Annotated in this window: 12 protein-coding genes and 1 pseudogene; 4 read left to right on the top strand and 9 right to left on the bottom strand. The window is 69.9% G+C overall.

Annotation, left to right across the window (positions count from 1 at the left end; all coding sequences use genetic code 11):
* Together K4G64_RS41470 and K4G64_RS41465 are read right to left on the bottom strand one after the other, a co-directional pair.
* Positions 1-961: AMP-binding protein (locus tag K4G64_RS41470; protein WP_374206432.1), on the bottom strand; the 961-nt coding region annotated here is incomplete at its 3' end.
* Between the two features lie 96 nt (positions 962-1,057).
* Positions 1,058-1,981 (bottom strand): annotated as a pseudogene (locus tag K4G64_RS41465) (condensation domain-containing protein); the annotation flags it as partial.
* A gap of 506 nt (positions 1,982-2,487) precedes the next feature.
* Here K4G64_RS41465 and K4G64_RS21430 point away from each other — a divergent pair.
* Positions 2,488-3,687 (top strand): cytochrome P450, encoded by a 1,200-nt coding sequence (locus tag K4G64_RS21430; protein WP_221757638.1) that lies wholly within the window; start codon positions 2,488-2,490, stop codon positions 3,685-3,687.
* A 47-nt stretch (positions 3,688-3,734) separates the two neighbouring features.
* On the opposite strand, the gene K4G64_RS21425 is transcribed toward K4G64_RS21430, so the two are convergent.
* Positions 3,735-4,415, bottom strand: a complete 681-nt coding sequence (locus tag K4G64_RS21425) for an aspartyl/asparaginyl beta-hydroxylase domain-containing protein (RefSeq protein WP_221757637.1) — start codon at positions 4,413-4,415, stop codon at positions 3,735-3,737.
* A gap of 326 nt (positions 4,416-4,741) precedes the next feature.
* Between K4G64_RS21425 and K4G64_RS21420 the strand changes: the two genes are divergently transcribed.
* Positions 4,742-5,734 (top strand): TauD/TfdA family dioxygenase, encoded by a 993-nt coding sequence (locus K4G64_RS21420; RefSeq protein ID WP_221757636.1) that lies wholly within the window; start codon positions 4,742-4,744, stop codon positions 5,732-5,734.
* Positions 5,731-6,729 carry a TauD/TfdA family dioxygenase gene (locus K4G64_RS21415; protein WP_221757635.1) on the top strand — a complete coding sequence of 333 codons (999 nt, stop codon included), beginning with the start codon at positions 5,731-5,733 and terminating at the stop codon, positions 6,727-6,729. Before K4G64_RS21420 ends, K4G64_RS21415 begins: the two co-directional genes overlap by 4 nt.
* A 36-nt stretch (positions 6,730-6,765) precedes the next feature.
* Here the strand turns inward: K4G64_RS21415 and K4G64_RS21410 are convergent, their stop codons facing one another.
* From K4G64_RS21410 to K4G64_RS21400, 3 genes are all read right to left on the bottom strand, one after another.
* Positions 6,766-7,980, bottom strand: a complete 1,215-nt coding sequence (locus tag K4G64_RS21410; protein WP_260460754.1) for a sensor histidine kinase — start codon at positions 7,978-7,980, stop codon at positions 6,766-6,768.
* Positions 7,981-8,098: 118 nt separating this feature from the next.
* On the bottom strand, positions 8,099-9,268 hold the full coding sequence (locus K4G64_RS21405; RefSeq protein WP_221757634.1) for an acyltransferase: 1,170 nt from the start codon (positions 9,266-9,268) through the stop codon (positions 8,099-8,101).
* Positions 9,261-10,244, bottom strand: a complete 984-nt coding sequence (locus tag K4G64_RS21400; protein WP_221757633.1) for an alpha/beta hydrolase — start codon at positions 10,242-10,244, stop codon at positions 9,261-9,263. Before K4G64_RS21400 ends, K4G64_RS21405 begins: the two co-directional genes overlap by 8 nt.
* A gap of 219 nt (positions 10,245-10,463) precedes the next feature.
* On the opposite strand from K4G64_RS21400, the gene K4G64_RS21395 reads away from it, so the two are divergent.
* The gene (locus K4G64_RS21395) at positions 10,464-11,531 is read left to right on the top strand and encodes a prephenate dehydrogenase (protein ID WP_221757641.1); all 1,068 of its coding nucleotides are present in this window, start codon (positions 10,464-10,466) and stop codon (positions 11,529-11,531) included.
* 199 nt (positions 11,532-11,730) lie between these two features.
* On the opposite strand, the gene K4G64_RS21390 is transcribed toward K4G64_RS21395, so the two are convergent.
* From K4G64_RS21390 to K4G64_RS21380, 3 genes are all read right to left on the bottom strand, one after another.
* The gene (locus K4G64_RS21390) at positions 11,731-11,928 is read right to left on the bottom strand and encodes a ferredoxin (protein ID WP_221757632.1); all 198 of its coding nucleotides are present in this window, start codon (positions 11,926-11,928) and stop codon (positions 11,731-11,733) included.
* A gap of 33 nt (positions 11,929-11,961) precedes the next feature.
* Entirely contained in the window at positions 11,962-13,146 is a 1,185-nt protein-coding gene (locus K4G64_RS21385) for a cytochrome P450 (RefSeq protein WP_221757631.1), read from the bottom strand.
* Between the two features lie 125 nt (positions 13,147-13,271).
* Positions 13,272-13,625 (bottom strand): DoxX family protein, encoded by a 354-nt coding sequence (locus K4G64_RS21380; protein ID WP_221757630.1) that lies wholly within the window; start codon positions 13,623-13,625, stop codon positions 13,272-13,274.
* Position 13,626: the final 1 nt, after the last annotated feature.

The raw sequence follows: 13,626 nt of genomic DNA, 5'->3' as shown, positions 1-13,626 counted from the left end.
GCGCCACCACCAGACCGGCACCCCACAACAACGGCCAGAACAACTCCCACACCGACACATCGAAACCAAACGGCGTCTTCAACAGAACACGGTCATCACCCCCCAGACCGAACCGCTCCTGCATCCAGACCAACCGGTTCACCACACCCGCATGCGAAACGACCACACCCTTCGGCCGCCCCGTCGAACCCGACGTGAAAATCACATACGCCGGATGCCCCGGCAGCAAAAGGTCCACGTCCACGGCATCCGCCGACAACCCCGCCAGCTCCGCCAGCGTCTCCGGCGCATCCACCAACACGGCCGTGCCCTCGGGCAGGCATCCGGCCGAAACCTGCGACGCCAGAACCACCACAGGCGCCGCGTCCTCGATCATCGCGCCGAGCCGGCCCGCCGGGTACTCGGGGTCCAGCGGCACATAGGCACCCCCGGCCTTCAACACCGCCAGCACCGCCACCACCAGATCGGCGCCACGCTCCAGGCACACACCCACCAACGACTCCGGACCCACACCCCGCGACATCAACAGCCGGGCCAGCCGGTTCGCCCGCGCGTCCAGCTCGCGATACGACACCTCGACACCCTCGGCCACCACCGCCACCGCATCCGGCGTCCGCGCCACCTGCCCCGCAAACAACTCCGGCAGCGTCGCGGGAACCACCTCGACGGCCGTGTCGTTCCACCCCGACACCACCCGAAGACGCTCCTCCGCGTCCAGGAGGTCGGCCCGGGCGAGGCGGTCGGTGGGTGCGGCGGTGGCGAGCCAGGTCAGGGCGTTCAGGTAGTGGCGGGTGACGTGGGCCGGCGACTCGACGTCGGGTGCGTCCGGGTTGACGTCGACGTTCAGCTGGAGACCGGAGCGGGCGTACACGTCGATGCGTATGCCGTCGACCGGGCCGGTGGAGAGGTTGTGGGCGGTGGCGGTGAGACCGCCGAAGCGCAGGTTGTAGTCGAACGGCATCACGTTGATGTGGAGCAGTCCGAGGTCACCGTGGACGGCGCCCAGGTCTCGCAGCATGTCCTCGTGCCGGTACCGCTGATGGCGCAGTGCGTCGCGGACCACTTCGGAGGTCTGCCGTACTGCGTCGGCGACGGTGGCCCGGGGCTCGATGCGGAGCCGGATGGGCACGATGTTCGAGGTCATACCCGGGATGGCGGCCTGGCGGGGGCCGGAGCGGGCGCGTACGGGCAGGCCGAGGACGACGTCCTGTTCTCCCGTGACGCGGTGCTGGTAGAGGGCGGCCGCCGTGATCATCAGGGTGGCGGGGCTGGTCCGGAGAGCGCGGGCTGCCGCCTTGAGGCGTGAGGTGTCCGGGGCGCCCAGGCCGTCGGAGTGACGCTCGGGCGCACGCTGGGCGCGCAGGCCCCGGCTGCCGCTGCCGCGCTCGGTGTCCTGCAGGCCGGTGAGCGTCTCGCGCCAGTACCGGCGGTCCCTGTCGAAGGCCTCGGAGGCGCGGTAGTCGCGTTCCGCTTCCAGCAGGACGGACATCGGTTCCAGGGCGCGGTCCGTCGTGGGTGCGCCCTCGGCGAGGGCCGTGTAGATCTCGGCGCCGCGTCGGGCGATGGCCAGGCCGCCCTGGCCGTCCATGGCGATGTGGTGGCAGCGCTCGTAGAGGTAGTAGTGCTCCGGGCCGGCCTGGATGACGGCCGAGGTCGACAGCGAGCCGCCCTCCAGCCGCACGGGCTTGTCGAGGTCGGCGCGCATCCATGCCTCGGCGGCTGCGCGCGGGTCGTCGGCGTCGCTGACGTCGACGCAGTGCACCGGATAGTCGGCGGGGTCATGGACGTACTGCCAGGGGGTGCCGTCGATGACGCGGAGGCGCAGACGCAGGGCCTCGACCTCCACGAGCCGGCGGCGTGCGGTCTCGACGAGCAGATCGAGGTCGGCTGGACCCTCGATCTCCAGGTATTCGGAAATGCTGAAACCGCGGTTTTCGGGTGCGAGTTGCTGCCCGTACCAAACGGCCAGCTGACCTGCCATCAGTTCTCGAAGACCGTTGTCGGACGTAGCCATACCCGCGCGCTCCCATCGGATCGACTCATCGACTGGAACGGCATGGGCGCGCCGGCACAGGGCATGCCACATCACCGTCCAGCTCTCGTGAGCAAAGCTGTGACTTCAGTGGTGCCGCACATCGTTCGGCACTCGGTCGGTCGAGTTGCTGTGCGGACACCCGTATCGGCCTGGTCGGCTCAGGCTTTCCCGGGAGTGTCGGACGTCCCTTTCGGCATCAGCCCCGAAACCACGGTGATCCACTCTGCCCCAGGGCCGCTGTGCGGATCAATGTCTGTTCGGGCGGGGTTCAACTGTGTCCGTGCCGCAGTTGAACAGTGCACGCTGTGAAAGCCCTGGCATTTCCGGTACGTGCGGCGCCGCTTGACCGGCCACCCTTTTTCGAACGACCTTGAACACGCGCACTCCGGGAGGTCAGGGGTGCGCTAGTTGCGTTCCGGCACTCGAATTCCAGCAGACTGCGAGGCATCCTGATGCTCAGTGAGCCGGCCGAACCGCCCCTGCCGATCAACTTGGTGGATCCCAAGCTCTACTCGGACGGCGATCCCTTCGCGCTGTGGCGCTGGTTGCGCGTGAACGACCCCGTGCACCGGCATCCGCCGACCGAGCTGCCCGGTTTCTGGGCGCTGACCCGGTACGAGGACGTGCGCACCGCGTATCGCGACGCCGAGACGTTCAGTTCCGCCCGGGGCATCCTGCTGCGGCCGGCCGAGCACGGCGAGGATCCCGGCGGCGGCCGCACCCTCGCGCTGACCGATCCGCCCCGGCACCGGATGCTTCGTGGGCTGGTGGACGAGTGGTTCACGGTGCGGTCCGTGCGGGCCCTGGAGGCCGAGATGCGGGAGGTCACCCGGGACGTGGTGGACCAGGCCCTGGAGCGTGGTTCGGTGGACTTCGTGGCGGATGTCGCCGCGCGTGTCCCCCTGTACGTCATCTGCAAGATGATGGGCGTGCCGCGCGGCGACTGGGAGCGGCTGTACACGCTGACCAGCCAGGCCTTCGGCGCCACCGATCCGCTGGACCGGCGTTTCGCCCACCTGGACATCCTCGGGTACTTCGAGGATCTGCAGGCGGCCAAGGCGGAGGATCCCGCCGACGACTTGATCAGCGTGCTGGCGACGGCCCGGATCGACGGTGCTCCGCTCGGTGCGGAGGACGTCATCCTGAACTGCAACAACCTGCTGGTCGGCGGGACCGAGAACACGCGGATCGCCGCGAGCGGGGGCATGCTGGCGCTGCTCGAGCATCCGGAGCAGTGGCGGCGGCTGGCGGAGGATCCGGCGCTGCTGAACACGGGGGTCGAGGAGATCCTCCGCTGGACCTCGACGGCCACGCACATCATGCGTACCGCGGTCCGGCCGGTCGAGATCCACGGCCGGCGGATCGAGGCCGGGGACCTGGTCACTTTCTGGCTTCCGTCCGCGAACCGCGACGAGACGGTGTTCGACGAACCGGACCGGTTCGATGTGGGGCGTCAGCCGAACCGGCATCTGGCTCTGGGGTTCGGCGAGCACTTCTGTCTCGGCGGCATGCTGGCCCGGGTGGAACTGCGGCTGCTGTACGGCGAGTTGCTGGAGCGGTCCATCCGGGTCGAGCTGGACGGCGAGCCCACCCCGCTGGCGTCGATCGTGGTGAACGGGCCCGAGCGGCTGCCGGTCAGGCTGACGGCGTGACAGTGGGCGGCCGGGCACGGAGTGTGCGACCGCCCACCGGGCCCCGGTCAGGCGGTCTTGCGTCGCCCGGCCGCCTCGAAGGCCTTCTCCCAGGCCGCGTTGCGGTCCTGGGCACCCTTCACGAACTGGCTGCGGGAGATGACGGCGAGCGCCAGGCGGTTGAGGAGGGAGTAGGGGAACTTCAGGGGACGCACGATGTCGAGGAAGAGGACCACCCGGTCCTCGTCGGTCTCGTTCCAGGCCGAGTGCTGATAGGTGTCGTCGAAGACCATGCTCGCGCCCTCACGCCAATGGGCGGTCTGCCCACCGACCGTGATGCCGCAGGCCGTCTCCGGCGAGGGGATCTTCAGGCCCAGGTGGTAGCGGATCACTCCTTTGTAGACACCGCGGTGTTCGGGCAGCCGCTTACCGGGGCCGAGGATGGAGAAGAACGCGGTCTGGAGTCCGTCGACCTGGTCGAGCAGGGCGGCCGTACGCGGGCAACGGGCACGGTTGCTGTCGAAGTTCACGCCGAAGCCGGCGAAGAAGTAGGTTTTCCACTGGTTGTCCTGGGTCAGGAAGCTCTGCTCGACCGAGATGTCCTGGAAGTTCGGCAGGTCGTTGCGGCGGGTGAGCAGTTCATCCAGTTCCGCTCGGATGTCGAGCCAGTTCTTCTCCAGCGTCACCGCCCACGGGAAGGTGTCATCCGGAAAGAACGGCTGGTCCCCGACGAGGGACTTGGTCTTCATTTGCCCCTCGAGCCATCCGAGGCCCCGCCAGAATACGGCCTTCGAAATTTTCGAGAGACTCGCAGTAACCTTGGCCACCATACCTCCAAAGAATTTCGGAGAATCTCCGACTGTGCGCAATGATTCCGGCGCGCTCCGGCCGCGGGTACTCGCATTGTTCAACCGTTGCGAGGGCGCAGTTGAACACCCCGCGGTGCCGCACTTTCACACGGGGCCGCTCGGCGTCTATGTTCGGCGATCTGCTCGGGAACACCCGCATCACACCAAGTCCCACGGCGTGCCGCAAGCTGTCGTCGCGCGGGCCACCGCTGCTCTGGAGAACGCTCATGACTGAGACATCTACAGCCGGATTCGAGATCGACACCGAGTGGAACGGGCGTGCTCTGCCGGCCCTCGTCCGGGCCACGTCACCGGGTGCGGATCTCGCCCGGTGGATCGGCGATCACGGGGACACGGCCGATGAACTGGCACGGCGGGCGGGAGCGGTGCTCTTCCGTGGCTTCGCCGTGCGCGACGACCTGGACTTCCGAGCGTCCCTGGAGGCCATGTCCTCCAGGATCCTCGACTACGGTGAGCGTTCCTCGCCGCGCAGCGAAGTCTCCGACGGCGTGTACACCTCCACCGATTACCCGGCCGACCAGCACATCGTGCTGCACAACGAGCAGTCGTACACGGAGAACTGGCCGACCCGCATCGTCTTCTTCTGCCAGCGCGCGGCCACCAAGGGTGGCCGGACGCCCCTCGCCGACTCCCGGCGAGTGCTGGACCGGCTGCGCCCGGAAACGGTGGAGAAGTTCGAGCGGCTCGGCGTGCGCTACGTCCGCAACTATCTGCCGGGGATCAGCCTCACGTGGCAGGAGGCGTTCCAGACCGAGCGCCAGGAGGACGTGGAGACGTACTGCGCGGGGGCGGGCATCACCGTCGAGTGGGTCGACGAGGAGCAGCTCCGCACGAGCCAGGTGCGGCCCGCCGTCCGCCTGCACCCATTCACCAGGGAGCGGACGTGGTTCAACCACGCCGCCTTCTTCCACGTCACCTCGCTGCCCGAGGCCGTCAGCAAGGGTCTGCTGGGCGTGCTCGACGAGGAGGACCTCCCGTACAACACGTACTACGGGGACGGCTCTCCCATCGAGCCGGAGACGCTGGACGAGATGCGCGCGGCCCAGCGGGCCGAGACGACAGGCTTCGACTGGGAGCCCGGGGACGTGCTGGTCGTGGAGAACATGCTCGTGGCCCATGCGCGCGAGCCCTTCGAGGGGCCGCGGCGCATCCTCGCCGCCATGACCGATCCGATCCGGGACATCGAGGGAGCACTGTGAGCGAGACGACGACCGAGGTCGGCTACGGCGGGTGCGACGCCCTCCCCCTGGACGGCGAGCCCTTCCTGCTGTGCGTCTCGGCCCGCGAGCCGGGTGTTCGGCTCGGCCCGTGGATCACCGAGCACCGTGACCGGCTCCTGGCCGACCTCGACCGCTACGGTGTGCTGCTCTTCCGCGGCTTCGACGTGCCCGACCCCGACGCCTTCGGTGCGTCGGCTCGGGCCCTCTCGCCGGATCTGCTGGGCTACCTGGAGCGTGCCGCGCCGCGCAGCGAGGTGGCGGACAAGGTGTTCACCTCCACGGAGCTGAGCAGGGAGCAGTGGATCCCGTTCCATCACGAGATGTCGTACGCCCACAACTGGCCCAGCCGGCTGTACTTCTACGGTGACCGTCCTTCGGCTCAGGGCGGGGCGACGCCGGTCGCGAGTGAGCGCAGGATCTTCCCGCTGATCCCGGGCGAGGTCCGGGCGCGCTTCGAGCGGCACGGGGTGCGCTACGTCCGCAACTACGGGGCGGATCTCGACCTGCCCTGGCAGGAGGTCTTTCAGACGACGGACCGGTCCGTGGTGGAGGCGTACTGCCGGCAGTCCGGGACGCGGTTCGAATGGACCGGCAACGACGGGCTGCGCACCACGTCCGTCAGGCAGGCGGTCGCCACGCATCCCCGCACCGGGGAGACTGTCTGGTTCAACCACGCCCATGTGTTCCACACGTCGACCTTGCCCGCCGAGGTGGTCGGCGTGCTGGTCGGTGAGTACGGGCTGGAGGGCCTGCCGCGCAACGCCTACTACGGGGACGGCGGGGAGATCGAGGACGAGGTCGTGGACCTGATCCGCACCCTCTACCAGGACGTGTCGGTGTCCGTGCCGTGGCAGCAGGGCGACGTCATGGTCGTCGACAACTTCCTGGCAGTCCACGCCCGTGAACCCTTCCAAGGTGACCGGCGCATCCTGGTCGCCATGTCCGACCTCTACGTCCACCCCGACCACCGCTGAATCCGTCGTGCCGGGAGAACGGGACGCGTGCGCCCCTCACACGCGTCCTCGGCCGGCTTCCTCGGGGGCCGGCAGGCTGACGGGAAGGTGGGCCAGCACTTCGTAGCCGCCGTCGGCGGTGCCCTTCGTGCTCAGGTCGCCGTCCAGCATGGCGACGCGTTCCCGCATGCCGATCAGGCCGTGGCCGGAGCCGGGTGAGGGTCTGGCGGGGCGCTGCGGGGCCGTGTTGGCGATGCGGACCGTCAGCATCGTCGGATGGTGTCCCACCTCGACCCGGACCCTGGAGCCCGGCGCGTGGCGCATGGCGTTGCTGAGGGCCTCCTGCACGATGCGGAACGCCGACAGTTCGACACCGGACGGCAGCGGGGCGGGCGTACCGGTGATCTCCAGGTCCGCCTCGATGCCTGCCGTCCGCACATTGCCGAGGAGGTCCTCCAGCCGTTCCAGGGTGGGTTGCGGGCCGTACGGGGCGTCATCGGAGTCGTCGTTCTCGGATCGCAGGACGCCCAGGACCCGGCGCAGTTCGGAGAGTGCCTCGACCGCGTTCTGCCGGATGCTCTCCAGGTTCTCCTGGAGCTCCTGGGAGGGGTTGTCGGCGAGGTGCGGGGCGACCTGCGCCTGGATGGAGACGACCGACATGTGGTGGGCGACCACGTCGTGCAGTTCACGGGCGATCCGTGTGCGCTCCTCCAACAGGGCCCGGCGGGCCCGTTCTTCGGCTGTGATCTCCTCCTGGACGACGAGGCGTGAGCGGAACGTCTCCCGGCTGCGCAGGGTCGTGCCCAGCAACGCGGCGGTGACGAACCCGGCGAGTGCCGACCCGGCGTTGTAGTTGAGCCCCCGGAAGTCGAACGAGATGCAGGCGAGGGCCGTCAGCACACTGATCGTGAGCATGGTGGCCAGGGCCCGGGGCCTCACCCGGAGGGCCAGCAGGAACAGCACCCCGGCCTGGAGAGCGATGCCGGGCACGGTCCAGGGGAGCGTCACCATGGCGTCCATGCCGGGTGCCGTGCCCGAAAGGGAGGCTTCCGGGAGCTTCGCCGCCTGGACCCCGACGACCATGAGGATCAGTCCGGCCCACCAGGCGAGCACCGGGTGGAACAGGGCCAGCACGAGCGCCGCCGCGTCCAGCACGGCGAGGAGCGAGGAGACCCGGTCCAGCTGGTAGTTGCCGGCCCGGTGGAGCATGAACGCCGCGAGGACGACGACGAGAGTGTGCGGCAGGTAGGCGGCCCACCGCGGGCGGCTCATGCGTGGCAGCGGCAGTGGGGACCTGGGAGCCAGATCGTCCACCAGGTTCCGCGGGATCGTCCTCAACATCGCGGCACCGCCGCGCCCTGCCCTGTCCGCCTCGCTCACGGAGGACACGTTATCCGTAGCGCTCGGCGGTGACCGCTGTCGGCCGTCCGCCGCCGACATCCTTGGAGCCACCCCGGCTGCCGGAGCGGCGCTGCTCGTACGTTCCGAACACCGCCCAGCACACGCACAGGGCGAGGGCGAACGCCGGGAGCCACAGCAGCCTGGCGAGCACCCAGTCGATGCTGTCGGGAGCGGTCTGCAGTCCGGTGCGCGGGGCGCCGGTGAAGGCACCGAGAGCGGTGACCGCGATCATCGCGGTCTGATGCCACAGGAAGACGGTCATGGCGAAGAGGTTCACCATGGCCACCGCTGCCCAGGCCACCGGCCGCCGCAGCACGCGCCGCAGAGGCCCGGTCAGCAGGATCGCGGCGCCGCACTGCGCGAGGCCGAAGGTGACCACCGCGAGGGTGGGGGGATCGAGGTTCGAGATCTTCAGGCCCGGAACTCCGACCATCACCGCGGGATAGCCGGCCCACTGGACGAGTGCGGCCGTGGCGGCGGCGCCGCCCAGCAGCAGGAACCATCCGGTGCCCCGCGATCTCAACCGCTGTCCGGCCCCGGCCGCACCGAGGCAGTAGGGCACCAGCCAACCGGCGATCACGTTGACCGAGGCGAGCCCGGCGGGACCGTCCAGGCCGAAGCGGATGACGTCCATGAGCAGGACGACGACGAGCGGCCACACCGGATGCAGCTTCGACACGAGCGGGGTGAGCGCCGTCAGGACGGTGAAGACCAGCAGGAACCACAGCGGTGACCAGACCAGCTTGCACAGCGCCTGCACGGTCTTCTGGTCGACTCCCGCGGCCAGCATGACGCAGGCGGCCACGGACCACACCGCGAGGACGACGGCGACGGGCCGGCCCAGCCTGCCCAGCCGGGCGCCCAGCCATCGCCGGTAGGTCGTGCCCTTGGCGGCCGCGGAGGCGTAGCTCTTGGCACCGACCTCGCCGCCCACGAAGAAGAACACCGCGAGCGTCTGGAACACCCAGGAGACCGGGGTGAATTCGGGCATGTACTTCAATGGGCTGTCGCCGTGCAGAGTGCCGCTGTCCACCACCAGGCCGGTCACCAGCCAGTGGCCGAGCACGACACCCAGGATGGCGAGGGCGCGCAGACCGTCCAAGGACCGGTCACGGTCCGGGGGTGTCGCCTGATCGATGCGTAAGACGAAGTCACGCAAGGTGTTCTCCTGAGGACGAGCTGACCGGGGACCGACCGGCGACGATCAGGGCGATGTTCCGCAGCGACAGCGAACCGGGTTTGAGGTAGTCGCTGTGGCCGCCGTCGCCCGCGTCGAAGCGCGTGGCCCCGAAACCGGATGAGAGAGGGTCCGCGCCGAGACCGATCTCGGTCAGGCCGAGCCCCAGTCGCAGGTGCGGTACGTCGGCGACCCAGTCGTCGCTGCCGCGGCCCGCCCACACGGTGGCCCGGGTGTGCAGGGCGCCGACGTCGTCGTAGCCGGTGCCCGGACTGCCGCACAGGATGATGTCCTTCGCGTCCGAGCGGGACGCGGCATGGGCGCAGACTACGGTGCCGTACGAGTGGCAGACCAGGCTGGTGTTCACCTTCGGCAGCGCGCCGTCCAGCTGCCGGAGGAACGCGCTCAGGGCCTGGGCGGCGTCACTGCCCCGCTCCGTGTTCGCCGAGGCCAGGCTGACCGTGGTCGGGGTGCGGTAGCCGAGCCATGCGATGACCGCGGACCTGGGGGGCAGTTGCTTGCGCAGCGCTTTGGCGCCGGCGCGCAGACGCCAGTACTTGTCGACGGTGACGTCGGCGCCCGGTACCAGTACGGCGATCCGCTCGGCCTGCGAGAGGTCCCCGTAGGCCTCGACCGCGCGGCCGCCGTTACGGCCGTCGAAGGTGAGGAAGTGCCGTCCGTCGGCGGTCATGGCCTCCAGCGCGGCTGCTCGTCGGCCGTTGCCGAGCTCGGTGGCGGCGCGCCGGGCCGCCTCGATGTCCCTGCGTGTGGCGGCGTAACGCGCCTGCAGGGAGGCGGAGTCGACGCTGCTGAGCGTCGTCGGGGCGGTGGGGCGGGGAGCGAGGACGTCCACGGGGCTGGCGGCTCCGACCACCGGCCCGGCCACGGCGGCTGCGGCCAGCAGGCCCAGCAGGGCGCGGCGCAGGCGGGGTGCGAAGGGGCGGGGCGCCGTGGCCAAGGTGGGTTCCTCCGAGCTGAGTTCGAAGCATCGATGTGATGGCGGCACTGAGGCTATGTACGGCGACGACGAGTCGGCGTCACTCCACGGAGCCAACCGCGCGTGTAGCTCTCAAGTACTACGGGTCGTATGCGACTTGGCGCATCACTGTTCAAGCTTCCTCGGGCTGCGGAGAGGGGGTTACGTTGCCTTGCAGCCGAGAGATGGGGATCCGCCGTGGTGCGTTCTGCCTTGGTCGTCGGTACAGGTCTGATGGGTGCCTCGGTCGGGCTGGCGCTCAGGGGGCGCGGCATACCCGTTCACCTTCGTGACGAGGACGCCTCTGCTGCCCGGACGGCGGAGGCACTGGGAGCGGGGACGCGTCAGGCACCCCCGCAACCGGTGGACCTGGCGATCGTGGCGGTACCGCCCCCACTGACCGGCTGCGTACTGGCGGATCTCCAGGCGGAGGGCGTGGCACGTCACCACACGGACATCGCGAGCGTGAAGTCGGAGGTGGAGCACGCCGCCGTCGCCCTCGGCTGCGACATGTCGCGGTTCATCGGTGGCCACCCGTTGGCCGACGGGGCACGCAGCGGTCCCCTGACCGCCCGCGCGGACCTGTTCGACGGCTGCATGTGGGCTCTCACCCCCTCCGCGGCGACGAGCACGGAGACGCTCAACAGGGCACTGGAGCTGGTCGCCCTGTGCGGAGCCACTCCGGTGCTCATGCAGGCCACGGCACACGACCGGGCGGTCGCGCTGGTCTCGCACGCCCCGCACATCGTGGCGAGCCTGGTCGCCGCCCGTCTGGCCGGTGCCGACGAACGCGAGGTCAGCCTCACCGGGGCGGGCCTGCGTGACCTGGCCCGGATCGCGCAGGCCAGTCCCCCACTGTGGCTGGACGTTCTCGGCGCCAACGCGGCGGCGGTGGCCGATGTGCTGGAGGAGCTGGGCTCGGACCTGGGCGGGGTGGTCGCCGCACTGCGGGCCATCGCCTCGACGGACGAGGCCAAGCGCAGCGCCGGCACCGACCTCGTCGGGACAGTCCTGCATCAGGGAAGGGCGGGTGGTGTCAGGGTCTCCGGTACCCGTGGGCCTCAGAAGTTCGATACGGTGACCGTCGCGATCGGCGACCAGCCCGGTGAACTGGCGCGGCTTTTCGCCGACATACACCGCACCGGAGTGAACATCGAGGACATCCGCTTGGAGCATGGCGTCGGCCGGGGTCTGGCCCACCTCAGCATCGACTCCGGCCGGACCGCATCGGTCCGGGAGGCCCTCGGCAGGCAGGGCTGGCGTCCCTGACGGTGCGGCCGGTGTTGTCGCACCGGTCTTTCCGTACGCGACCGGCTCGTGACCCGTGCCCCTCCGGGGTGACCGCCGCGCGCACCGCGTCGGTCACCCCGGAGGGGCACGAGGAGCACGACGCTGATTTCCGCCGCGGCACGGGCCCTTCCGGAGCCGGCAAGTGACTCGCCGACGACCAGCGTCGACCGGCGTGCGGTCAGGGCAGGGCTCGAAGGGCGGCGACCGGGCAGGAGTTGACGGCCGCGCGCGAGGCGGTCCGATGCTCGTCGGGTATCTCTGCGCCCTCGAAGTGGTGGGTGAGTCCGGCGTCGTCGTCCAGGCTGAAGACGCCGGGGGCCTGCTCGGCGCAGAGGCCGTGGCCTTCACAGCGCGCGTAGTCGAGGGAGACCTTCATGGTGTTGTCCTCAGAACGGTCGTGCGGTGGGGATCACGCGGGGAGGAGGTCGAGGGGCAGGCTCTCGAGGCGGTGGATGACGTTGTTCAGGGCCCACTGGGGTGTGCCGGCCACCTCGATGCGGTCGACGCGTTCGACCAGGGCGCGGAGCACGGCGGAGGTCTCCATGCGGGCCAGGCCCTGGCCGGCACAGCCGTGGGTGCCCTGCCCGAAGCCGAGTTGGCGGGCGGCGTTGCGGCGGATGTCGAAGGTGTCCGGGTCTTCCCACTCCAGCGGGTCGCGGTTGGCGGAGCCGTAGAGGACCAGCACCCGGGAGCCCTTGGGCAGGGGGATTCCCGCGAGTTCCGTGTCGTGGGCTGCGGTCCGGGAGAAGGCGCGGATGGGGGATGCGTAGCGGACGACTTCGTTGACCGCTTTCGGCACGAGGTCCGGGTCCGCCTTCAGCAGGCCCCACTGTTCGGGGTGAGTGGCGAACAGGTGCAGGGCGCTGGAGATGGCGCTGATCGTGGTGTCCAGAGACGGCGCCAGGTAGTCGATCATCATCGTGGCGCACTCGTCCGGCATGATCCGGCCTTCGTCGGCGGCACGCAGCAGATCGTGCCCCACGCTGCCGTCCAGCACGGAGCGGTCGCGCACGACACCGCGCGCGTAGCGCAGCATGCCGAGGGACGCGGGGAGGGTGCGCACCGCCTGGCGGTTGAACGGCCCCAGCGCGTCGAAGGTGGCGCCGGCCCAGCGCAGCAGGTGCTCACGGCCCTGCCGGGGCCAGCCGACCAGGTCGGGGACGACGGCCATCGGCAGAGCCGTGGCGACCTCGACGGCATCCACCCTCCGGCGGGCTACGGCTGCCGCGACCACGGCGGCGGCCTGTTTCTCGACCGTGTCCTGCATGGTGCGTAGCGCCCTGGGAGTGAGGCGGCGCGCGAGGAGGGAGCGGCGGCGGATGTGCTCATCGCCGTCACTGAACAGCGTGGTGCCCTGGCCCACACAGTTGGCCACGGGGTTCAGGGCGACACCGCCCGAGGAGACGAAGGTGTCGTCGTCCAGCAGTACCTTCTTGCACTCGGCATAGCGCGGCAGGGCGTAGACCTTGTGCTTGCTCAGCCGGACCACGGGGCCGAGTGCCCGCAGCGCGGCGTAGTGCGGATACGTGTCGCGGATGGCCAAGGCCGAGTACAGATCGGGGTGGTAGACGGGAATCTCCGTACGCATGGGCATGAAGAGGCCTCCTGAAGGAGCCGTGAGAGAGCGTGGGGCATGACGGTGCTGGTCGGGGCCGGCTGGTTCCTGGACGGCTGACGGGAGCGCAGCCTCGGTGCCGTGGCGGACGGACATCCGAGCCTTCAGCCGGCCGCGATCGCCGCCCCGGCGTACGCCACCGCCGTCACAGCCAGCACGGCGGCAGGCAGGGCCTGCACGGGCGGGTCGCCTTGGCGCAGATGGACCACCACGGCAGCCACCATGAGCAAAGCCAGCCCAGCAGCGGCGGCCACGCCGAGCGGGGCCGTAGCCAGACCGATCAGCAGTCCGGCGGCTCCGGCGAGCTCCAGCGTGCCGATGACTCGGTAGAGGCCCATTGACATGCCGACGTGCGCGGCTGCCTGACGCATGAACGGCACGGCGGCGATCTTCGCCAGCCCCAGGGGGAGGAGGACGAGGGACAGCGCGACGGCGAGGGTGGTCTGTGCGGTGGTCATT

Source organism: Streptomyces sp. WAC04114 (genome assembly GCF_019733245.1).
Classification (GTDB): domain Bacteria; phylum Actinomycetota; class Actinomycetes; order Streptomycetales; family Streptomycetaceae; genus Streptomyces; species Streptomyces massasporeus_A.
Note: the sequence above shows the minus strand (reverse complement) of the source record. Positions and strands in the feature narration are given on the sequence as shown.

Excerpts from the sequence above, each read along its gene's own strand:
- K4G64_RS21380 (WP_221757630.1), bottom strand. The coding sequence starts at position 13,625 with ATGACCACCGCACAGACCACCCTCGCCGTCGCGCTGTCCCTCGTCCTC.
- K4G64_RS21390 (WP_221757632.1), bottom strand. The coding sequence starts at position 11,928 with ATGAAGGTCTCCCTCGACTACGCGCGCTGTGAAGGCCACGGCCTCTGC.
- K4G64_RS21385 (WP_221757631.1), bottom strand. The coding sequence starts at position 13,146 with ATGCCCATGCGTACGGAGATTCCCGTCTACCACCCCGATCTGTACTCG.
- K4G64_RS21410 (WP_260460754.1), bottom strand. The coding sequence starts at position 7,980 with ATGAGCCGCCCGCGGTGGGCCGCCTACCTGCCGCACACTCTCGTCGTC.
- K4G64_RS21430 (WP_221757638.1), top strand. The coding sequence starts at position 2,488 with ATGCTCAGTGAGCCGGCCGAACCGCCCCTGCCGATCAACTTGGTGGAT.
- K4G64_RS21425 (WP_221757637.1), bottom strand. The coding sequence starts at position 4,415 with ATGAAGACCAAGTCCCTCGTCGGGGACCAGCCGTTCTTTCCGGATGAC.
- K4G64_RS21420 (WP_221757636.1), top strand. The coding sequence starts at position 4,742 with ATGACTGAGACATCTACAGCCGGATTCGAGATCGACACCGAGTGGAAC.